The 21,571-nt window shown below is 41.7% G+C and carries 20 protein-coding genes and 1 other RNA gene; 8 read left to right on the top strand and 13 right to left on the bottom strand.

Going from position 1 to position 21,571, the window contains the following annotated elements; genetic code table 11:
- Positions 1-83 precede the first annotated feature (83 nt).
- From purB to Q0218_RS02220, 4 genes are read left to right on the top strand one after another with little or no spacing between them, the layout of a single operon-like run.
- A complete protein-coding gene (gene purB, locus Q0218_RS02205) occupies positions 84-1,427 on the top strand; it encodes an adenylosuccinate lyase (RefSeq protein WP_297965836.1) in 1,344 nt (447 codons plus the stop codon).
- Positions 1,427-3,802: a ribonucleoside-diphosphate reductase subunit alpha gene (locus tag Q0218_RS02210; protein ID WP_297965838.1), complete on the top strand. Its 2,376-nt coding sequence runs from the start codon at positions 1,427-1,429 to the stop codon at positions 3,800-3,802. Before purB ends, Q0218_RS02210 begins: the two co-directional genes overlap by 1 nt.
- Positions 3,803-3,807: 5 nt before the next feature.
- Entirely contained in the window at positions 3,808-4,740 is a 933-nt protein-coding gene (locus Q0218_RS02215) for a DUF1837 domain-containing protein (protein ID WP_297965840.1), read from the top strand.
- Positions 4,740-6,797 (top strand): DEAD/DEAH box helicase, encoded by a 2,058-nt coding sequence (locus Q0218_RS02220; protein ID WP_297965841.1) that lies wholly within the window; start codon positions 4,740-4,742, stop codon positions 6,795-6,797. Before Q0218_RS02215 ends, Q0218_RS02220 begins: the two co-directional genes overlap by 1 nt.
- Before the next feature lie 134 nt (positions 6,798-6,931).
- On the opposite strand, the gene tpx is transcribed toward Q0218_RS02220, so the two are convergent.
- Positions 6,932-7,456: a thiol peroxidase gene (gene tpx / locus Q0218_RS02225; protein WP_297965843.1), complete on the bottom strand. Its 525-nt coding sequence runs from the start codon at positions 7,454-7,456 to the stop codon at positions 6,932-6,934.
- Positions 7,457-7,603: 147 nt separating this feature from the next.
- Here tpx and nrdD point away from each other — a divergent pair, with 147 nt between their 5' ends.
- Entirely contained in the window at positions 7,604-7,762 is a 159-nt protein-coding gene (gene nrdD / locus Q0218_RS02230) for an anaerobic ribonucleoside-triphosphate reductase (RefSeq protein ID WP_297965845.1), read from the top strand.
- 18 nt (positions 7,763-7,780) lie between these two features.
- Positions 7,781-8,467, top strand: a complete 687-nt coding sequence (locus Q0218_RS02235; protein ID WP_297965847.1) for an anaerobic ribonucleoside-triphosphate reductase activating protein — start codon at positions 7,781-7,783, stop codon at positions 8,465-8,467.
- Between the two features lie 39 nt (positions 8,468-8,506).
- On the opposite strand, the gene Q0218_RS02240 is transcribed toward Q0218_RS02235, so the two are convergent.
- Together Q0218_RS02240 and Q0218_RS02245 are read right to left on the bottom strand one after the other, a co-directional pair.
- Positions 8,507-8,854 carry a hypothetical protein gene (locus tag Q0218_RS02240; protein WP_297965849.1) on the bottom strand — a complete coding sequence of 116 codons (348 nt, stop codon included), beginning with the start codon at positions 8,852-8,854 and terminating at the stop codon, positions 8,507-8,509.
- Positions 8,855-9,209: 355 nt separating this feature from the next.
- On the bottom strand, positions 9,210-9,644 hold the full coding sequence (locus Q0218_RS02245) for a hypothetical protein (RefSeq protein ID WP_295145050.1): 435 nt from the start codon (positions 9,642-9,644) through the stop codon (positions 9,210-9,212).
- A gap of 53 nt (positions 9,645-9,697) precedes the next feature.
- Here Q0218_RS02245 and ffs point away from each other — a divergent pair.
- Positions 9,698-9,795, top strand: an RNA gene (gene ffs / locus Q0218_RS02250) — signal recognition particle sRNA small type.
- A gap of 4 nt (positions 9,796-9,799) precedes the next feature.
- Here the strand turns inward: ffs and Q0218_RS02255 are convergent.
- The 6 genes from Q0218_RS02255 to dnaA form a co-directional block, all read right to left on the bottom strand.
- On the bottom strand, positions 9,800-11,029 hold the full coding sequence (locus Q0218_RS02255; RefSeq protein WP_297965851.1) for an HD domain-containing protein: 1,230 nt from the start codon (positions 11,027-11,029) through the stop codon (positions 9,800-9,802).
- Positions 11,026-11,730: a preQ(1) synthase gene (gene queF, locus Q0218_RS02260; protein WP_297965854.1), complete on the bottom strand. Its 705-nt coding sequence runs from the start codon at positions 11,728-11,730 to the stop codon at positions 11,026-11,028. The genes Q0218_RS02255 and queF overlap by 4 nt, the downstream gene beginning before the upstream one ends.
- A 9-nt stretch (positions 11,731-11,739) precedes the next feature.
- Positions 11,740-13,131, bottom strand: a complete 1,392-nt coding sequence (locus Q0218_RS02265; protein WP_297965856.1) for an EAL domain-containing protein — start codon at positions 13,129-13,131, stop codon at positions 11,740-11,742.
- Between the two features lies 1 nt (position 13,132).
- A complete protein-coding gene (gene gyrB / locus Q0218_RS02270) occupies positions 13,133-15,442 on the bottom strand; it encodes a DNA topoisomerase (ATP-hydrolyzing) subunit B (RefSeq protein WP_297965858.1) in 2,310 nt (769 codons plus the stop codon).
- A gap of 17 nt (positions 15,443-15,459) precedes the next feature.
- Positions 15,460-16,527: a DNA polymerase III subunit beta gene (gene dnaN / locus Q0218_RS02275; RefSeq protein WP_297965860.1), complete on the bottom strand. Its 1,068-nt coding sequence runs from the start codon at positions 16,525-16,527 to the stop codon at positions 15,460-15,462.
- A 138-nt stretch (positions 16,528-16,665) separates the two neighbouring features.
- Positions 16,666-17,976, bottom strand: coding sequence for a chromosomal replication initiator protein DnaA (dnaA, locus tag Q0218_RS02280; RefSeq protein ID WP_295145035.1), 1,311 nt, complete (start codon positions 17,974-17,976; stop codon positions 16,666-16,668).
- Positions 17,977-18,090: 114 nt separating this feature from the next.
- On the opposite strand from dnaA, the gene ruvC reads away from it, so the two are divergent.
- On the top strand, positions 18,091-18,567 hold the full coding sequence (ruvC, locus tag Q0218_RS02285) for a crossover junction endodeoxyribonuclease RuvC (protein ID WP_297965862.1): 477 nt from the start codon (positions 18,091-18,093) through the stop codon (positions 18,565-18,567).
- Between the two features lie 101 nt (positions 18,568-18,668).
- On the opposite strand, the gene Q0218_RS02290 is transcribed toward ruvC, so the two are convergent.
- From Q0218_RS02290 to moaC, 4 genes are all read right to left on the bottom strand, one after another.
- Positions 18,669-19,457: a hypothetical protein gene (locus Q0218_RS02290; RefSeq protein ID WP_297965863.1), complete on the bottom strand. Its 789-nt coding sequence runs from the start codon at positions 19,455-19,457 to the stop codon at positions 18,669-18,671.
- 112 nt (positions 19,458-19,569) lie between these two features.
- Entirely contained in the window at positions 19,570-20,850 is a 1,281-nt protein-coding gene (locus Q0218_RS02295; RefSeq protein ID WP_297965865.1) for a hypothetical protein, read from the bottom strand.
- 8 nt (positions 20,851-20,858) lie between these two features.
- On the bottom strand, positions 20,859-21,122 hold the full coding sequence (locus Q0218_RS02300) for a DUF493 domain-containing protein (RefSeq protein WP_297965867.1): 264 nt from the start codon (positions 21,120-21,122) through the stop codon (positions 20,859-20,861).
- Entirely contained in the window at positions 21,097-21,570 is a 474-nt protein-coding gene (gene moaC, locus Q0218_RS02305; RefSeq protein ID WP_297965935.1) for a cyclic pyranopterin monophosphate synthase MoaC, read from the bottom strand. The genes Q0218_RS02300 and moaC overlap by 26 nt, the downstream gene beginning before the upstream one ends.
- Position 21,571 lies beyond the last annotated feature (1 nt).

Genomic DNA, 21,571 nt, shown 5'->3' on the forward strand with positions numbered 1-21,571 from the left:
GATACTAACCGCGATTTCAGCCCAGTTTTTATATAATCTTTCCTTAAAAAATTATACAAAAATTCACATAAAAAAGGCTAAAAATGGTAGAGAGATATTCGCGCGAGCAAATGGCGCAAAAGTGGGATATGCAGGCAAAATACGGTGCATGGCTGGAGGTCGAAAAGGCCGCGGTTAAGGCGTGGAATAAGCTGGGCTTTATCAGCGATGCGGACTGCGAGAGAATTTGTAAAAACGCAAAATTTGACGTAGCACGCATCGACGAGATCGAAAAGACGACCAAGCACGACGTGATCGCATTTCTAACGAGCGTGAGCGAGAGTCTGGGCGAGGAGAGCCGCTTCGTGCACTACGGCATGACTAGCTCAGATTGCATCGACACCGCCGTCGCGCTTCAGATCAAAAGTAGCATGGAGCTCATTATCGAGGACGTAAAAGACCTAATGAGCGCGATCAAAACCAGAGCGCAGGAGCACAAAAACACGATGATGGTCGGTCGCAGTCACGGCATCCACGGCGAGCCGATCACCTTCGGGCTCGTGCTTGCGGTGTGGTACGACGAGGTGGCGCGCGCGCTAAAGCTGCTACAAGACGCCAAAGAGGTCGCCGCCTATGGCAAACTAAGCGGCGCGATGGGAAACTTCGCTCACGCGCCGCTAGAGTTTGAAGAGCTAACCTGCGCCGAGCTTGGTCTAAAACCTGCTCCCGCGTCAAATCAAGTCATCCAGCGCGATCGCTACGCCCACGTCATCAGCGCGATCGCCGTGCTAGCCGCCACCTGCGAAAAGATCGCCGTCGCCGTGCGTCACTTCCAAAGGACGGAAGTTTACGAGGCCGAGGAGTACTTTAGTCCAGGTCAAAAGGGCTCCAGCGCGATGCCGCACAAGCGCAATCCCGTGCTTAGCGAAAATATCACCGGCCTTTGCAGGATGCTGCGCTCATACGTGACGCCTGCGCTCGAAAACGTCGCGCTCTGGCACGAACGCGACATCAGCCACAGCTCGGTCGAGCGATTTATCCTGCCTGATGCTTTCATTACGGCCGATTTCATGCTCGCGCGCATTACGAATTTGATCGCAAATTTGGTAGTTTATCCGGAAAATATGATGAAAAATCTAAATTTAACGGGCGGACTCGTCTTTTCTCAGCGCGTGCTTCTACAGCTTCCGCAGCGCGGGATTTCGCGCGAGGATGCATACAAAATCGTACAGCGCAACGCGATGAAGGTTTGGGCTGATCTACAGGAGGGCAAAAAAGCGATAAACGAAAACGGCGAGAGCCTGTTTTTGCAAAATTTGCTCGCCGACGAGGAGCTGCGCGCAAGCCTAGGCGAGGTCGAGATAAAAGAGTGCTTTGATTATGCGTATTACGCCAGGCACGTGGATGGGATCTTCGCGAGAGTATTCGGAAAGCAGGGCGAAATTTAATGAAAGTACTAAAACGAAACGGGCGCACGGAAGAGCTTGACGTAAGCAAGATCAAAAAATACACAAGCGAGGCGGTTGCGGGGCTAGCAAACGTGAGCCTAAGCGAGCTTGAGGTGGATGCGAAAATTCAATTTCGCGATATGATAACGACCGAGGAGATACAGCAAACCCTCATAAAAACAGCCGTCGAAAAGATCGACATCGATCGCCCAAACTGGACCTTCGTCGCGGCGAGGCTGTTTTTATACGACCTTTATCACAAGGTCACGGGCTTTAGCGGCTACAACCACCTACGCGACTATCTGCAAAAGGGCGAAAAAGCGGGCCGTATCATCCCGGGGCTAAAAGAAAAATACGACCTGGACGATCTAAACGACTACATCAGGCCCGAGCGCGACTTACAGTTTGCATATCTAGGCATCAAGACGCTATACGACCGCTACCTGATCAAAGACCGCAGCGGTGCGCCGATAGAGCTACCGCAGCAGATGTTTATGGCGATCGCGATGTTCCTCGCGCAAAACGAGCTAGACTGTCAAGGCTGGGCGAAGAAATTTTACGACCTCATATCTAAATTTGAAGTCATGCTCGCCACTCCGACGCTCTCAAACGCCCGCACGACGCGCCATCAGCTAAGCTCTTGCTACGTGGGAAGCACGCCCGATAATATCGAGGGGATTTTCGATAGCTATAAAGAGATGGCTCTTCTTAGCAAATTTGGCGGCGGTATCGGCTGGGACTGGTGCAAGGTGCGCGCTATGGGCGGTAGCATCGACGGACATAAAAACGCAGCCGGCGGCATCATCCCGTTTCTAAAAGTCACGAACGACATCGCCGTCGCCGTCGATCAGCTAGGCACGAGAAAGGGCGCGATAGCCGTCTACGTCGAGCCGTGGCACATGGACGTGAGCGACTTCCTGGATCTGCGCAAAAACTCGGGCGAAGAGCGCCGTAGAGCGCATGAGCTATTCCCTGCGCTTTGGATAAACGACCTTTTCATGAAACGCGTCAAAGAAAACGCGCGCTGGAGCCTATTTGACCCGGCAGAGGTCGCCGATCTGTGCGATCTATACGGCGATGAGTTCGAGGCTCGATACATAGCATACGAAAACGACGAAAAGATCCAAAAAAACGTCGTCATGGCAAAGGAACTGTGGAAGAAAATTTTAACTAGCTATTTTGAATCGGGCATGCCGTTTTTGTGCTTTAAAGATAACGCAAACAAAGCCAATCCAAACGACCACGACGGCATAATCAGAAGCTCAAATTTATGCACCGAAATTTTCCAAAATACGCAACCAAACTATTACAAGATCAAGATCACGTTTGATAACGGCTCCGAGCGGTTATTTGACGAAGAAGAAGACGTCACCGTCGATAGCGGCATAACCAAAAAAGCCAAAAAACTAAGCGCGCTAGATAGCATCGGCGGCGAGCAAATTTTCATCGTCGAAAAAGAAAGCGTCGAGGGCAAAACCGCCGTGTGCAACCTCGCGAGTATAAATTTAAGCAAAATCAACAAAAAAGAGGACATCGAGCGCGTCGTGCCGATCGCCGTACGCATGCTAGATAACGTCATCGATCTAAATTTCTACCCGCACAAAAAGGTCAAACACACCAACCTAGCCTCCCGCTCGATCGGCCTTGGCGTTATGGGCGAGGCGCAGATGCTAGCCGAACGCGGCGTGAAATGGGGCAGCTACGAGCACCTAGCGCTGATCGATAGCGTGATGGAAAATATCAGCTACAACGCCATCTACGCCAGCTCAAATTTGGCGGTAGAAAAGGGCGTGTATCCGCTTTTTGAAGGCTCGAAGTGGAGCAGGGGAGTGATGCCTATCGACACGGCAAACGCAAACGCCAAAGCGCTTCTAAACGATAGAGGCGGGCTATTTGACGAGAACGCCTGCGACTGGAGTAAACTACGCGAAAAGGTCAAAAAAGACGGCATGCGAAACGGCTACCTGATGGCGATTGCGCCGACATCGAGTATCAGCATACTAGTTGGCACCACGCAGACGATCGAGCCCGTATATAAGCGCAAGTGGTTCGAGCACAACCTAAGCGGCATGATACCAAACGTCGTGCCAAATCTCAGCCCTGAGACGTGGCAGTTCTACACGCCTGCCTATGAGCTAGATCAGCGCGTACTCGTGCGTGCCGGCGCCATCCGCCAAAAGTGGATCGACCAGGGACAGAGCCTAAATATTTTCATGAGCCTAGACAAAGCTAGCGGCGGATATCTGAGCGAAATTTACACGCTCGCGTGGGAGCTGGGACTAAAATCGACCTACTATCTACGCTCCGAAAGCCCTGATAGCGAAAAACTAAACAACGTAGCCGATCGCTCGATCGAGTGCGAGGGGTGTCAGTAAAATTTATGAATCCTACTTTTACTAATTATAGTGAGCCGGAGTTTGAAGTAATTACTGATGAGTGTTTGTCTTGTAATGGAGATATTATAGATAAACACTATTTTTTAATAATAGCAAATGATTATGAAAGCTATAGATGGAGATACGATAAATTCATTGATTTTTTACTTGATTATATTTCGGATAATGCTCTTAGCGCAAGGGAAAGAGAAGCTTGCATTAATAAACCTCGCAGCATGCTTAGACAATCAGTTAGAAATCTAAGAACTGTTCAAAAAAATCAACAAGACGAAATAGATGAAAAAGGTGGTGAAATTGGTGAAATTTTATTATACGGCATAATGAAAAAATACTATAACGCTCTTCCGGTTGTTCCAAAGATTTTTTATAAACAGAATAAAAATGATTATGCAAAAGGCGCCGATAGTGTGCATATTGTAATTGAAGATAACGACAAATTTAGTCTATGGCTCGGAGAATCTAAATTTTACAAGAATATAGATGACGCGATAAGCAATGCTGTTAAATCAGTAAACAATGGATTACAAGACGATAAACTAAAGAAAGAAAAAAGTATAATTACAAATATAAGCGATTTGGATGAGTTATTAAAAGATAATACAAATTTACTAAAACAAATTAAGACCAAGCTTAATGACAATAGATCACTGGATGAATTAAAACCATTTTTGCATATTCCAATATTTTTGTTATATGAGTGTAGCTTAACTAAACAAAATAAGGAATTTAATAAGGAGTATCAGGACAAGATAATTGAAAATACCAAAAAAGATACTAAAGAAATATATAAGCGCCTAAAAGATGATCTAAAAAATATATCATATATTGATAGAATATATTTCCATATAATATTTTTTCCAATCCCAGATAAAAATAAGATAATAGAAGATGTAAATAAATCTATGGAAGGTTTTTAATGACTGAAGAAAATATTTTTGACAGGTGTGCTAGAATATTTCAAATAAATAATGAAACAGAACAAAGAAATGAGACTATTAAATTACTCAATGAAATAGACCAAAGCCAATATATGCCAATCGTAAATCACTTAATAAGAGAGGTGGGGCTTTATCCATATATGCAATATGATAATTGTAAATGGTTTGATAAAATCTTAATAAATAGTTTCACAATAAATATAGGAGAAAAAGAACCTGTTACTCTACACTTAAAACAATCAGAAATTTTAAAACAACTCATAGAAGGTAACGATTTGATACTAAGCGCACCAACTAGTTTTGGCAAAAGCTTTATAATCGATGCACTAATAAATTTAAAAAAACCAGATAATGTTTTAATCATAGTTCCGACCATTTCACTTATGGATGAGACAAGGAGAAGACTTAACAAATTTAGTAAACAATACAATATTATCACAACATCAAACGCAGATATTAAAGATAAAAATATTTTTATATTTCCACAAGAAAGAGCTATCGGATATATCGATAAAATTAAGGAAATCGGATTAGATTTATTTATAGTCGATGAGTTTTATAAGATTTTATCTAATGACAATAGAGCATTAACTCTAAAAATAGCTATATCAAAGCTATCAAAAATTTCTAAACAAAAGTACTATTTATGTCCAAATATAAGCAAAATAAATCTTTCACTATTTGGAATTAACAGAATGAAATATGTAAAATTAGATTTCAATACTGTGTTTTTAAATATAACAAAGGAAATATGCAAAAGTAAAAAAAATAAGAATAATCAAGTATTAAATATTATCAACAATAATAAAAATAAACAAAACTTGATTTATGTAAATCAGCCGAGTACAGCAGATAAAATAGCAACATTTTTATCAAGTGGTTTCAAAAAGAGCGATTCTGAAATTCTGCAAAACTATAAGGAATGGTTGACCAAAAATTATTTTAAGGATTGGCCTTTGGCCGATAGTGTATCAAAGGGCATTTGTATACACTATGGAAAAATACATAGAACAATTACTCAAATGAATGTTAAATTATTTAATGAAAATCAAATATTCACTACAATATGTACCTCATCCTTAATAGAAGGTGTAAACACAAGTGCTGAAAATTTAATAATTTATAGCAACAAGATTGATCGAAAAGATCCATTTGATAACTTTACTTATAAAAATATTATTGGTAGAAGTGGTAGAATGTTTAAATACTTTATCGGCAATGTATATATTTTAGAAGATACACCAAAAGAAGAAGAAAAGAATTTAGAATTATCTCCAATTGTCGACGATATCTTTAAAATGGATGAAGAGTTACAAATTACGGAAGAGTTAAAGACCAAAGCAAATAAAATTAAAGATGAAATTTATAATTGTGTAAAGGACAAAAATAAAGTAGACTTAATATTAAAACTTATTAAATCTGGAAAAATAAACTCAAATATGGATGATATTATTGATATTTTAAATAAGTTAATTCATTTGGATCCCAATGCTTTTAAGTATTTACGAACTAATGATATATCACGATGGAGCGCTTTTAAACATTTTATGGGTAAGAAACACTATGTCAATTTTGAACATATCAAAATTATAATACAAAGCTGGAAAAAGACAATACCCGAGCTTATAAGGGAGCTTAAGATTGACAATATTTCAAAATATTTTGAACTAGAAAATAAAGTAACATATGAGTTATCGTCATATTTCTCTGATATTAATGAACTACAAAAAATTATATTTAGTGAGCAAAATATTGATATTTCAGATTTTGTAAATAGACTTTCCAGTCTTTTTATGCCGGCAAAAGTTTTGCAACTAGAAGAATATGGATTACCAAGAATGATTTCCAAAAAAATTAGTAACCTTAAATTGCTACCTATTGATAATAATGAAATCACAATAACCGAACTTTTAGACCATTTTAGATATACTGGTAAGGAAAAATTAACAAACAAACTAATAGAAGCTAAGTTATTAGAACCTTTCGATCAAAACTTCATAGATTATTTTTATGATGGTATTATGATTATGCAATAGAGGTTAAAATTTGAGATAAAATCCATTACTTTCTAAGTAAAATTTAAATTCAAGTCCAGGGTTTTACTGTTTTTAAAATATAAATTTTATAGATTTACAAAAAGACCGCTCTTGCGGCCTTTAAATTTCGCGGCTTACATACAACCGCAACCGCAACCTCCGCTTGATTTTATCGCGTCAAACACCGCGTCGTAGTTTGGTTCGTCCGTGATCTCGGGAACGATTTGTTTGTGGATGATGACGCCGTCTTTGATGACGAAAACGGCTCTGGCTAAAAGCCCGGCAAGCGGCCCTTCGCCGATGATTATGCCGTATTTTTCGCCAAATTCTCTAGCTCTAAAGTCGCTGCCGACTTTTAGGTTTTTGATCCCCTCCGTAGAGCAAAATCTACCCATCGCAAACGGCAAATCCATCGAAATCACGCTTAGCTTGATCGCCTGTTTCGCGGCCATTTTTTCGTTAAATTTACGCGTTTCCGTCGCACAAACGCCCGTATCTAGCGACGGAACGGCCACTAGTATCTCGATGCCGTTGTTGCCGCCGACTTTAAACCCGCCTAGATCCTGCCCGACTAGCGTGACTTCTGGCGCATATGAACCCACGAATACCTCTTCGCCTTTTAGCGCGACGTCTGCGCCGTGAAATTTGACTTTTGTCATGTTTTTCCTTTGTTTTAAATTTAATCGTAACGCAGATATTACCATACTTTTAACAACGGCTGAAAAACAAAAAATCGCGTAAAATTTAAGACGGCAGTTATCTATAAAGTGCTATACTATTTGACATCAATTATCAAGGAGTGACAAATGAGCGACAAAGAAATCCTAGCTTCGCTTGAAGCAAAACGCACGAAATGCGTCATTTACACCCGCGTAATGGGCTACCACCGCCCTGTAGAGAGCTTTAACCTCGGTAAAAAAGGCGAGCACAAAGAGCGCGTCAAATTTTGCGAACGCAAAGCCTAACCTAACCGCGAGTAAAACGTGAAAGATGCTGATTTTCCGCTTTACTCGCTCACTCCATTTACGACCCTAGACTACCCCGACAAAACGGCCTGTATAGCGTGGTTTGCAGGCTGCAACATGCGCTGTGCCTACTGCTACAACGTCCCTATCGTCACGGGCGAAGGACAGATCAGCCGCGCCGAGTTTATCAAATTTTTAGACAAGCGCAAAGGTAAGCTTAGCGGCGTGGTTTTTAGCGGCGGCGAATGCACGCTTAGCCCGGCGTTTTTGCCGCTAGCTCGTGAAGTAAAGCCGCGCGGCTTTTCGCTCAAAGTTGATACTAACGGCTCAAATTTGACCGCGATTGGGCAGGCTATCTCGCTAAATTTAATCGACTATATCGCGCTTGATTTTAAAGCGACGAAGGAAAAATTTCTCAAGGTTGCGGGCTCAAATTTGTATAAAAATTTCTTGCAAACGCTTGAGTTTTTGTTGCAAACCGGCTTTAAATTTGAGGTTAGAACGACGGTGCATGCGGACTTGCTAGACGAGGCCGATATCTCTGCTATGAGCGGGATTTTGTACGAGCACGGATACAGAGGCGTTTATTACCTGCAAAATTTCCTAGACACGGGTGAAAATTTCGGAAATTTGACGCAGGAAAAGGCTAAATTTGATCCAAATTTGATACGCTCGAATTTAGAAATAGGGCTTAGAAATTTTTAGTAAATTTAGTCAAATTTGACTTGCAAAAACGGTAAATTTTTATTTCCAGTTGTGATATTTACTGATTTTAATAAACATCACGATCTTTTTTAGCTCGGGCACGTCGCTTAGAGCCTGTACTTTTACGCTATACTCGCCTTTTTTAAGCTCTGCTCGGAGCAAAACTTTATCGTGCGTAAAGCCTCCGTTTGGAGCGCTGTACCATGAAGTCGCGCCGTATTTTGACAGATCAAAGGTCTCGGTTAGGGCGCTTAAATTTTGTTTTAGCTCGTTCACCTCGCCGCCTTTTATGTAGTTTATTTTGCGGTTTTGTAGAGATTTGAGCATAACTTTTAGCAATATTTTTTCGCCCGTACAGGCCACTTTTTCCTCTTCGCTCGTGCCCATGGGCTTCAGGGACGCCTTGCGTCGTATAACCGTAGTAGCCGGCTAGCTTAGCGGCTGTAGACTTCTCGCAAAATCACTTCGTAAACTCGTCGCTGCCGTATCCCGGGAAGGCCTCCTCGCTGAGCTTTTCTTCCTCTTTTTGCTTTTGCGGATCTTGCGCGTAGATGAAACTTATCTCGTAGATACCTGCTTTTTTGACGGTAAATTTATATCGGTCGCGCTGCCGGCCTCAGGCATGCCAACCCTTTGTAAACGCCGTCATCAAGCGTATCACCTCCCAAAAACCAGATCCATAATAAAAAAACACCACTAAAAAGCAGCAAAAATAAGCAAAATTTAATTCAAATTTGACGTTTTATCTGTTTGGCGCGTAGGTTTTTACCTCGTATAGCAAGAAATCATACACGCGCTGCTGCACGAGACCTTCGTATTCGTCGGCGTCGATGAGCCTGCGTAGGTGCTCGAAGTCAATCTTTAGCGCGTAGTTTTTGTTCGCTCTGATAGCCTGATCAATCGCTAAGAGCAAGCTATCAAGCGTCATCGGGTCTTTGCGTTTGATACGGGAGACATACTCTCTGGTGGTTTCGATAAGTACGCGTTTGCGGTTCTCGTCGCTACCGTAAATTTCGCTCGAGATATCGTATAAATTTGCAAAATCGTCCTCTTCGGGATTGAGTTTGGCCGAGATGATAGCCGCAAAGATCTTCGCGCGAAACTCCAGCGAGCGGTGGTGATAGACCAAAAACTCCCTAAACAACGACAAAAATTTACATTTTATATCAAATCCCATGTTGCCGCCTAAAATATATTTAAGTAAAATTTGAGTAAAATCGCTCTTGCCCTTTCTTAGACCTGTGCAATGTCTCTTCTAGGCACCGCTTCAGGGTGGGAACACAGCAGAGCACTTAGGCTAGGCGTGTGCCGCAGTCATCTGAGAGAGGGTTTTTAAACCTGTAAAAGCGAAAAATGCTCCTTAAAATCATCGCAAACTTTTAAAAAATTCACTCCGTCCAAGCTCTGATTTTTCTGAAAGAATTTATCCATATTATTAAAGCCTTCGGTTAGTTCGTTTGACTTCACACCGTAGCTGATCGAGATCCCCGCTTCGAAAAACGCCGCGAGTTTATCGCAAATTTTAAGCGCTTTGCCGTCGATGGCGTTAAATTTATCCTCGTTTACATTCTCCATCGTACCCTCGTGATGTAGAGGCTTTTTCTCACAAATTCTATTTTCAAACTCGTTTTTGATAAATTTGCCGCCTTCCATACGGATACCGAGGATATAGCTAAACTCGTCTCTAAAATTTTCAGGCACGAAAGGCAAAATTTTCTCGTCTATCAGGCGCATTTCGTATTCGCTGATTATCTCGTTTAGTCCTTCGATACCGTATTTTACGGGGCTAATGATATCGCGCGTTAGCGACTCTGGCAGATCGTGAAAGAGTGCGCAAAAGAAGTTATTTTCTAGTCTCGTTTTGCAGGCCTTAACCTCAAGCGAGTAAAAATAACTCAAAATCGCCACGACCAACATGTGGCCTAGAACCGCCGTTTCAGGGATGCGCGGCGTCTGCGCCCAGCGCTTTTGAAAGCGCAGTCTACCGGCTAGATCGACTAGCTTGGCCAGCTTTTGATTCATCACGATTTTGCGCACGCCTATTAACTCGTAATAATCCTCCAGCTCCTCCTCCACGCGCGCTTTTAGCTCGTCTATGTCACTTAAAAATTTGCTCGTTTGATAAACGATCGAAAACTCCCAGCGCGTCGCGAGATAGCTAGCGGCCTTTAGGATCAGGCGCTCTTTGGCGTGAGCTTTATCTTTGTGCGTGAGATAGCGGCGCATACGATCTAAAAATTTACCGCCTTCGACGTCCTTTACGAGCCCTTCTAGTATCCCAAGTACCCAGGCGTTTATCTGCTCGTTTTTGGTTTTTTGCATCTGATGAAACACGTCCGGGCGTATATCCGTGACCACGACGCGCGCGAGAAACTCGAAAATACCCGCCTCTATGATGTAGTTCATATCGGCATTATGCTCGAGTTTTGCGATGAAATACGCGATGATAAATTTATGCGCCTGCTTATCAAGCTCGACTAAATTCGTCATCTTCGGATAGTCGTTCCAGCGCGAGATAGACGCGGCTTTAAAGATGTGTTCGATTAGCTGCGCGCTTATCATTTATCGTCCGATTTTTTCACGACGCGAGCACGCTTTTCGCCGGCAAATTCAGGCTTTTTAAAGCCCTCTTTATTGCCCGTTCTTCGCGGTTTGTCGTCAAATTTATCTTTGCTCGCGCGAGGTTTTTTATCGCCGGTTTTTACGTCTCTTTTACCAGTTCCGAAACTCTTACCACGAGAGCCGTCTTTGCTAAATTTAGACTCGCGTGCTCCGTAACCGCCTATACCAAAACTTCGATCGCCATCTCGCGTAAATTTCTCAAATTTTGGTGCTTCAAAGCTTTGTTCTTGCGTTTTTTTGATTATCTCGTCCGAGCAAATTTCGATTACGGTATGGACGTTGCCGCGCGGATTAAAGTCGCCTGTGATCTTCATCCATTTTGGCGCTAGCTTTCGCTCTAAAACGCCGTAAATTTCGTTTATGCTATCTTCGTGACTGATGTTACGCGTCATAAAACTGTTGATGTAGAGTTTGATTGCTTTTAACTCGACCACGAATTTAGCCGGCACGTATTCAAGATAAATCGTCGCAAAATCAGGATACCCCGAGCGCGGACATAAGCAACAAAACTCCGGCAGAGTGATTTTTATCTTATAGTCGCGTTCGTGCTTGTTTTCCCAGATTTCCAGGTCTTTTTCTACGTCAAATTCGCTTATTATTTTCTCGCCGTATTTTGGCTCTACGACCTCGTTTTCTTGCATTTTTTTCCTTTAAATTTCTTTTGGCTTTTCTATAAAAAAGCCCTGCGCGAAGTCGGTCTGATAGCGCTCCACGACGTTAAAGAACTCCTCGTTCTCCACAAATCTCACAATAGTCTTCACGCCTAATCTTTTTGCGGTTAAATTTAGATTTTCAAACAGAGTTTTAAATTTGTCGTTTTTGATATTTTTGTTAAATTCTATGTCGTAGATAACAAAATCTATCGGCAAAAATTTAAAATACTCAAATCCGGCATTATTACCGCCGAATTTATTTAGCGCGAAGCGAAAACCTAGATTTTTATACTCCGTTAAGATTTCTTTAAATCTATTTATCTCGTCATACACTAGCTTCTCACAAAACTCGAAAATAACGCGATTTGGATCGATCTTTCCCATCTGTGCGAACTCTTTTATAAAATTTATAAATTTTATATTTCTAAGCGAGACGGATGAAATTTCGATCATAAGCGGATCGTTATCTTTAAATTTAATTTCGGATAATTTTTTAATAATATTTATATCAAAAAGTACCTCGTAGCCGTTTTTATTTGCTATATTTTGTACTTTTCGCTTTGAGACTAGGCCTTGCATATCGGTATAAATTTTGATCAAAACGTTTTTTAAATTTTGTCCGAAGCGAAGGCTTTTAACGAGTTGGGTTTGAAAAATAAATCTTTGCATATCGATGCAGTTGCAGACGTCTTTTTCAAGGTCGTCGGTAACGTCTACTTTATCCTCGCTATCTTCTTCGTTTAGCTTTTGGATGAGATAAGAGACCGTATTTTTAAGGCTTGCGGAGTGGTTTATATCTACGGCGTCAAATTTAATCTTTAACTCGATGTTATAAATCCCGTCGTTTAAAAGAGTCTTCTCAAAAACGCTTAAAAGATGGAGTAACTCGGTATTTTTACTCTCGCAAAAGATCAAAAAATACTCGTTTGAATATCTGCCGATAAGCGTATTCTTAGAGACTTTTTCGTTTAGAAATTTTTCTAGTCGCTCGACTAATCGTTTTAACAAAATATCGGTGCTTACAAAGCTATAACGCTCGTTTAGATCGTTTAAATTTTCGATCTTTAGCATTACCGCATTACCGCCACTCTTTCCTTTAAATTTAGAAGCCTGTTTTGAAAGTAGGCGTAAAATTTCATCTCTACTAAAGGCCTTGGTTATCTGATCTAACGTGCTTGTTTGAAAGCTTTGATAAATTTTATAAACCGTAAAATAAACCTGACACAAAACTAAAATCGTGATCAAAATAATGTCGTCGGCTTCAAATTTAACCTCATCTTTTTTAATAAAAATATAAACTAAAATGATAATACTAAAAAAAAGTATCGAAGATACTTCAAGTGCGGTTTTAAACCGATGGGATCTCTCTTTTAGTTCTGATTTTAGCATCTCACACGTCCAAATGTTTCACGTCTTTTGCGTGCTCTTGTATGTAGTTTCTTCTAGGTTCTACCTCGTCGCCCATGAAGAGATTAAACGTATCCGAGGCACTTATAGCATCGTTTATGTTTATTTTTAGTAAGCGGCGGTTTTCCGGATTCATCGTAGTTTCCCATAGCTGCTCGGGGTTCATCTCGCCAAGACCTTTATAGCGCTGGATATAAGCGCCTTTTTTGGCATTTTTTTCTATCTCCTCTAGCACGTCTATCACGTCGCCTTTTAGCTCGATGCCGCGCTCTTTTATCTTTTGACTGATATAAAGCGCTTCTTCGTAAAGCGGATTTGTAAATAAATTTTCATTTACTAAAAGCTCTTCTAGGCCGCTTTCGGTTTGTACGTAAATTCGCGCCTCTTCTTCGCTGACGTATGAGTTTAGGATATTATGCTCCTGCGCTTCCAGATAATTTTTCAAAATTTCAAAAATTTCACCGTAACTTTTTGAAACGATATCTGGATTTTCGATCATATATCTAACTGCAGAAATCACGCTAAATCGCTTTTCAAGCTCTTTTAATACGCTTCTATAAGCCGCGACTATCTTTAAAAAGTCTATGAGATCAGCGTTTCCGATACCTTCAAACTCGACTCCTTCGATGCCGGTTTCGATTAAAAATTCATTGAGCGCTTTTTCGTCTTTTAGATAAATTTCTTTTTTACCCTTTTTATAACGGTAAAGCGGCGGCTGGGCTAGATAGATGTGGCCGTTTTCCACGACTTTGTGTAAAAATCTAAAGAAAAAAGTTAAAAGCAGCGTCTGGATGTGGCTACCGTCGACGTCGGCATCGGTCATGATGATGATCTTGTGGTAGCGAAGCCTCTCTGCGTCAAATTCGTCGCCGATACCACAACCTAGCGCGGTTATCATATTTTTTATTTCGTCTGATTTTAAAATTTTATCTAAGCGCGATTTTTCGACGTTTAAAATTTTACCTTTTAACGGCAAAATCGCCTGAAATACTCTATCGCGTCCTTGTTTGGCCGAACCGCCAGCAGAATCGCCCTCCACCAGATAAAGTTCGCTGATAACTGGATCTTTGCTTTGGCAGTCGGCTAGTTTACCGGGTAGAGTTCCTATGCTTAGACCCTCTTTTTTACGCGTTAGATCGCGAGCTTTTTTGGCAGCTTCGCGTCCGCGCGCCGCCATCAGCGCTTTTTCCATTATCGCGCGAGCTTCGATCGGATTTTCTTCAAAATACTTGCTAAGCACCTCAAAAACCATCTTTTGAACGATCGGCTTTACGTAGCTTGAGCCTAGTTTTCCTTTCGTTTGGCCTTCAAACTGCGGTTCCGGCACCTTTACGCTGATAACTGCGATTAGACCTTCGCGGATATCTTCGCCGGTGATTTTCGTGTCTTTTTCGCGAGCTGCGGCGTTTGCTGCGATATAGTTTGTTATCACGCGAGTTAGACCCGCGCGAAATCCCGCCTCGTGCGTACCGCCGTCAGGGGTTTTGATATTATTTACGAAGCTTAGTAAATTTTCGCTATAAGTATCGTTGTACATTAGCGCAAAATCGACTAAAACGTCCTCTTCGCCGCCGCTAAAAGATACCGCTTTGCTTACGGCTTCGTTTTTATTCATATCCGTTACAAAGCTCTCAAGTCCGCCCTCGTAGTGAAAGCTCTCGCTTCTACCGTTTCTTTGATCTTTAAAATTTATCGTGATTTTCGGATTTAGATAGGCTAGTTCGCGAAAACGTTTAGTTAAAATTTCATCGTTAAATTCCGTAACCTCAAAAATGCTGTCATCCGGCCAAAACTCTACCTGAGTTCCAGTTCTATTCGTAGTTTTTATAACTTCTAGGTCGCTTTGAGGGATACCTTTTGAAAATTCTTGTCTATATAGTTTGCCGTCGCGTTTGATATTTACGACCAGTTTTTTAGAAAGGGCGTTTACGACGCTAACTCCGACGCCGTGCAGACCGCCTGAAACCTTATAAGTATCTTTATCAAATTTACCGCCCGCGTGAAGTACGGTTAAAACGACAGTCGCTGCTGAAATTTTCTCAGTTGGGTGCATATCTACCGGTATACCGCGTCCGTTATCGGTGATGATAGCAGAGCCTTCGCGCGTTAGTTCTACGTCTATCGTATCACAGTAGCCCGCCATCGCTTCGTCTATGGAGTTATCGACGACCTCGTAGATCATGTGGTGTAGGCCGCTTACGTTAGTGTCGCCAATGTACATACCGGGGCGTTTTCTAACCGCTTCTAGCCCTTTTAAAACTTTAATATTTTCCGCGCCGTAATTTTGCTGCATTATTTACCTTTTTATTTTTATAAATTTATCGGCATGATTACCGTTTTTAGCTCGTTTGAGCTAACCGTGAAGGCTAAATTCGAGTCGTTAAATCCAAATTCGAAATATTCCTCTTCGATATTTTGCAAGAAATCAAGCAAATATCTATTTTTTACGCCGACGTAAATTTCGCTTTCAAGCCCCGTTGCAAAATCAATCGAAGTTTTAGCTTCAGAATTATCCTCTACTATGCTTTCAAAACTTACCGTTTGCGGGGCAAATATTATTTTGGTACTTTCAGACATGATAGAGACGGTTTTTATACCTTCTATCATTTTATCTCTGCTTAATCTTAGACGTTTTTTTATCTCTTGCGGGATTACTCTATTATAATCCGGAAATTTACCGTTAATCAGCTTCGTAAAAAATTCGAAATTCGAGCTTTGAGCGATAAGAGTCGTATCGTCGTAGTAAATTTCTATTTTATCGAAAAATAGTTTTTGAATTTCGCCGATTGCTTTTTTCGGGATTATTAGCGAAAATTCACTCTGTGTAGGGGTTTCTAGTCTAAAGACGCTTAGCCTTTTAGTATCGGTTCCTACTATGTTTATGTAGTTTTGCTTTATGTCGATAAATGCGCCGTTTAGCTCAAATTTTGGATTATTATTATCGATACTAGGGAATATTTTTTTTAGACTTCGACCTAGCATGACAGCATCGACTTCAAATTTATTTTTATTTTCTACAGTAGGAAAATTCGGAAAATCTTCAAATTTATACATAGGAAGTTTGTATTTTGAGTTTTTTTGCTTTATATAGAGATAGTTATTTAACGTCTCTAACGTAACTTCTTCGTCTTTTAGACTTCTTATGATATCAAGCAGTTTTTTACCGTTTGCGGTTGCGTTTCCTTCGTCCATGATTTTGACGTTTGAGAGTTTATAGGCTAGACCGATTTCGTGATCGGTTGCTTTGACGTTTAAAATACCGTCTTTAGCTGCTATAAATATATGCGAAGTTATAGCGCTTAAATCTCTTTTTTCTAAATAAGGATTAGCATTGTTTATTACGCTTTCTAGAGCGTTTTTGTTAATTGCGACTTTCATTTTTTTCCTTTTGTTTTTAAATTTCTTTTAGTAGCATTAGTAGGGGACGTGAAAATGTTAATATCCTTTTTTAGTCCCGTAGATAGGTATTTTGCGGCGTTAATAAAATATTGATTTTTTTCACTTTTATTCACGTTTTTACTCTTTGGTTAAAATTTTATTTTTTAGTTCTTCGACGCGAACTTTAAAATATTCGTTCGTTTCGATTAGTTCGTTTATTTTTTTGATGCTGTGGCTTACGGCCGAGTGATCTTTCATGTTGAAAAACTGCGCGATCTGCGGCATCGAGTTTGGCGTCAAATTTTTAGCCAGATATATCACGATGCGTCTGGCCTCGACGATATTTTTTGAGCGCGATTTACTTTTCATGTCGCTAGGTTTTATATTTAGCTCTTTACTCACGGTTTCTACGATGCTCTCTAAATTTATATTTTCGCGTTTTTCTTTTATCTGATCGCGCAGGATATTTTTAGCAAATTCTAGCGTGATTTCCTGCCTCATCAGCCTTGCGTAAGCGTTTAAATTTATTATCGCGCTTTCGATTTCTCGGATGTTATCGCCCATGTTTGTAGCGATGTAGTTTATGACGTCGGTACCAAGATAAATTTTATCAAATTCGCATTTTTTATTGATAATTGCGATTTTAGTATCAAGTTCTGGCGGCGTGATATCGGCGATGATACCCCATTCAAAACGCGTCCTTAGCCTATCTTCAAAGCCTTTTAGCAACTTTGGTTGGCGGTCTGAGGTCATCACGATTTGGCCGTTTTTGGCGTGAATCTCGTTAAACGTATGAAAAAATTCCTCTTGGATTTTATCCGTTTTTCCTAAAAACTGCACGTCGTCGATGAGTAAAACGTCGCAGTTTCGGTACTTTTCGCGAAATCGCTCCATCGAGTGGTTGTTGAGATTATACGTAAAATCCGTGATAAACTGCTCGCTCGTGACGCAAATAACCATTTTTCCGCCGTTTAGACAAAAATTTCCGACCGATTGTAAAAGGTGAGTCTTGCCAAGTCCCGTCGGGCCGTAGATGAAAAGAGGATTGTAAATCTTACCCGGCTGCTCGGAGACGGCTTTTGCGCTTAAAAAAGCAAATTGATTCGAGTCGCCGACGACGAAATTTTCAAAAGTGTAGCTTGGATTTAGCAGACTGCTTTGCGCTTTTATCTCTTTGACGTCCACTTTTTTGGCCGGTTTGCTTGTGGTTTTGGTCGGGGCTTGGACTTCGACGACCGGTTTTTGCCCGGTTTTTACTTCAAAAAGATGAGCGATTTTAGCGGCGTATTTGGTCTGGATAAATTTGGCGATAATCTCGTTTGGCGCGTTAAATACGACGTTCGTCGAATTTGAGCTTTTTTCGTTAAATTTAAGCTGCTTGATGTAGCATTCAAATTCCGACGGTAAAATTTCTTTGGAAAGAAGCTCCAAAACCTCGTTTGCGACCAAATTTTTGCCTTTAAGATTGATTCGCTAGATTTTATCTTAAATTTGTTAAAATGGCGTTGAAATTCGTTTTTTCACGGTGTGAAAAAAGCGTGAAAAACTATTGAAAAGGACGAGATGAAAATTTTAGGAATCGATCCTGGATCGCGAAACTGCGGCTATGCGATCGTCGAAAAGACGCCCGTGAAAACTGTTTTGATCGAGGCGGGACTAATCAAAATAAAACCGAATTCTTTGCAGTATCAAATCACCGAACTTTGCGAGGGACTTGACCTAATTTTTAAAAATCATAAATTTGACGAAGTGGCGATCGAGGACATATTTTTCGCTTATAATCCAAAAACGGTTTTGAAGCTCGCGCAGTTTCGAGGGGCGCTCAGTCTTAAAATTTTGCAGCTTCACGGAGATTTTGCCGAGTATACGCCGCTTCAGGTTAAAAAAACCGTCACAGGCAAAGCCAAGGCCGATAAAGAGCAGGTGGCCTTTATGGTTAAAAAAATCCTCGGTATCACGAAGGAGATCAAGCCTCTTGACATCACCGATGCCATCGCTATAGCGCTAACGCATGCGAATAATTTGCGGCTGAAGGGTTAGTTTTTAGCTAAGCTTATTAAAATTCGCGCTGAAATTTAGTTTATTTCGCAGCGTAATCGGTTAAATTTTGATGCTAAAATCCGGCGTAAATTTAATAAATTTTACTCCGCTAGCCCCAAAGTCCGCAGCTCGCTTAGGCCGTCTACTATGGGCTTTCTAAATTTTTTAGGACGCGATGTCGGTACGGTTAGCACGATGTCCTCTCGGCCGTCCTCTAAAAAATCTTTTAGATACGCCGTCACATAGCTAAATTTACTCTTAAACTCCTCGCTAAGCTGATTTAGAGAGTGAAATTTATCTCGTCTTACGACAAACTGCGTTGAAGTATCAAGCACGAAAAGCCGCGCGGGGATGCCGTCATAATCAAAGCTAGAAAGCCTTGCCTCGCTGATATCAAGCGCCCATTCGGCACGGCCGTAAAACTCTTGCCTAAAAGCGTCTATTTTGAGCTGGAGTTCTGGATTTTTATGCGTCATAAATCCGCATTTATTTATGCGAAACGAGGTGATTTTGCCCTTGATTTTGACGCGGCAAAAGAGCACGGAGTCCAGTATGCCGTAGTCGTTAAAGCAAGTATTTTCAAGCAAAACGTCCTTCCAAACGCAAGGACCGAAAAAACAAGACCTAAAAGTACACCCGATAAAATTTACCCCGCTTATCGTCTGCGGATTTGTAAGATCGTTATCAAGCCCTATGTCGCAGTTCATAAACTCTATGTTTTTAAAGACCAGCCTGCCTCCATTTTTCTTTTGCGCGCTTTTGTCGTCTGCAAAATCAATCAAACGGTCTTCAGCTAGATTTACCGCCGAATTTTCGCATGGGCTTGCTAACTCGTTTATTAACTGAGCTAAATTTCGCTTGAAAAATTTTTGATTTTGGATTATTTTCATCGTTTTTATTTCATCGCTTATTTTTGTCGCAAAAGGCGTTAAATTTGAGCTAAAAGTATAAATTAAACGCCTTAAAAGCTACCAAATTTAGCTAAAATCGCTAAAGTCGGGCTTATTCGTCCTTTTTCTCGTCCTCTTTTTTGCCGATCTTTTCTTTGGCGTTTTTTATGAGATTTTCGGCGGCTTTGTAGAGCTTCTCGCCTAGTTCTTTTGATTTTGATTTGAGATTTTCGCCGATCTCGCTCGCATTTATGGCGCTTAGCTTCTCCTGCGTTCGTTTTTCAAAGTCGCCGATATCTTTTTTGAGCGCTTCGAGGCGTTCTTTGGCGTTAAAATTTTCTTTAAATTTATCGCCGGCTTGAGTTACTTCGCGCTTTAGCTCCTCAAATTTTGCTCCCGCAAGGCTCGCGAATTTATCGATATTTTCGTTAAATTTTAGCTCTTCTAGCTGAAGCTCGATCTGGCGGGAAACGTCGTTTTGTAGGCGCTTAAATTTAGCCAAGTAGCTATCTACCGACTCGTCTAGGATTTCGTTTATCACGGCAGCAGAGGGCTCCTGCGAGCGCGCCATATCGCGCAGCATCGCTACGAACCTCTCCTCGAGCCTTATAAATTCTTTAGCTTCGCCTAGCAGCGCCTGACCGTCCGGGGCAAATTTGATCTCCTCGATAAACTTCTCCGTCCTTTTGCCAAGCGCCTCTTTTACGCCGCCGATAGCGCCGCTTATTAGCTCTTTGGCAAATGCCTGATCGACGTCAGCTATCTCGCACGCCGCCTCGCAGACCGTCCTTGCGATCTCCAGGATGCGCTCTTTGCTCGCTTCGCCCTCGTTTATCGCGCTAAGCACGACGTTTTTGGCGATTTGCTCCACCGTATCTTTCACGTCGTCGCCCTTTTCGATGGCGGTTAGAAACGCCGCTTCGGTAGTTTCTTTTAGGATTCCCAACATTTGCAGCTCGCAGAGCATCTTTTCGTCTATCGCGGTTAAAATTTCGTCCTTATCCGCCAGGTCGCTGCTTTTGATGAAATTTTCCATATTTTCAAGCAGCGCGCGAACGTCGTTTTTGATCTCGTCTTTTTGCGCGTAAATTTGCCGCTCGATCTGCTCTTTTTCGTAGATTAGGCGGTGGATGTACTGCTCTTTTGCCTCGCTGAGCGCGTCTCCTGCGCTTTGGATGAGGTTGGCGACGTTTTGGCGGTTTAGCAGATCCTCGCTCTTTAGCGCCTCGCAAATTTGCTCAAACTCTTTAGCTAGAGCCGCGTTTGCGTCGCCGTTTTTTGCGCTTTTGATGCTTTTTCTAAACTCACTTAGCGCAAATTCCCTGATCAAAACGGAAATTTGCGGGTCGTTTTTGTTCTCTTTTATGGCTTGGGTGAAGACTAAATTTTGCATGAAAGTCCTTATAGTACGTATTTACAAACGCGTCTTAGCGCAGAAAAAATTTCTAACCGCTCCTGGTTAGAATTAACTAAAACGCTTAGATTGTAGCTTTTGTATTTGCCCTCTTTGCTCGATTTTGACGGCGCTATCTTGTGTTGCCTCTCGCCTACGACGCCCTGCGCGATAGCTTCGGCATTTTCGTTTTCAAGCACGATGATTTTGTATTCCCAGAAATTTGGGTACGAGATTTCGGGTTCTTTATTTAGATCGCACGTAGTCGCCACTTTTTCCTCCGCTCTTGCTTTCTAGCGCGATATCTGTTATCTGCATGGTTTTATCTATCGCTTTTATCATGTCGTAGATCGTTAGTAGCCCGACGCTAACGCCCGTTAGCGCCTCCATCTCGACGCCGGTTTTGCCGTCTATCTTGACGCTAACGGTTAGCTTGTAGGCGCAGGTATCGGTTAGCTCCTCGATGTCGCAGTTTATGCCGCTGATTAGCAGCGGGTGGCACATCGGGATGAGTTCGCTCGTCTTTTTTGCGCCCATTATCGCGCCCACGACGGCGGTTTGCAGGACCGGACCTTTTTTGCCGGTGTTGTTTTTAATTGCGTCAAAGGCTTCGCGCGACATTTTTATGATGCCGCTTGCTACGGCTATGCGCGTAGTTACGCCCTTGTCGCTTACGTCGACCATTTTGGGGCGGTTGTTTTCGTCTATGTGAGTTAGCATT

The organism is uncultured Campylobacter sp. (genome assembly GCF_938039245.1).
Taxonomy (GTDB): Bacteria; Campylobacterota; Campylobacteria; order Campylobacterales; family Campylobacteraceae; genus Campylobacter_A.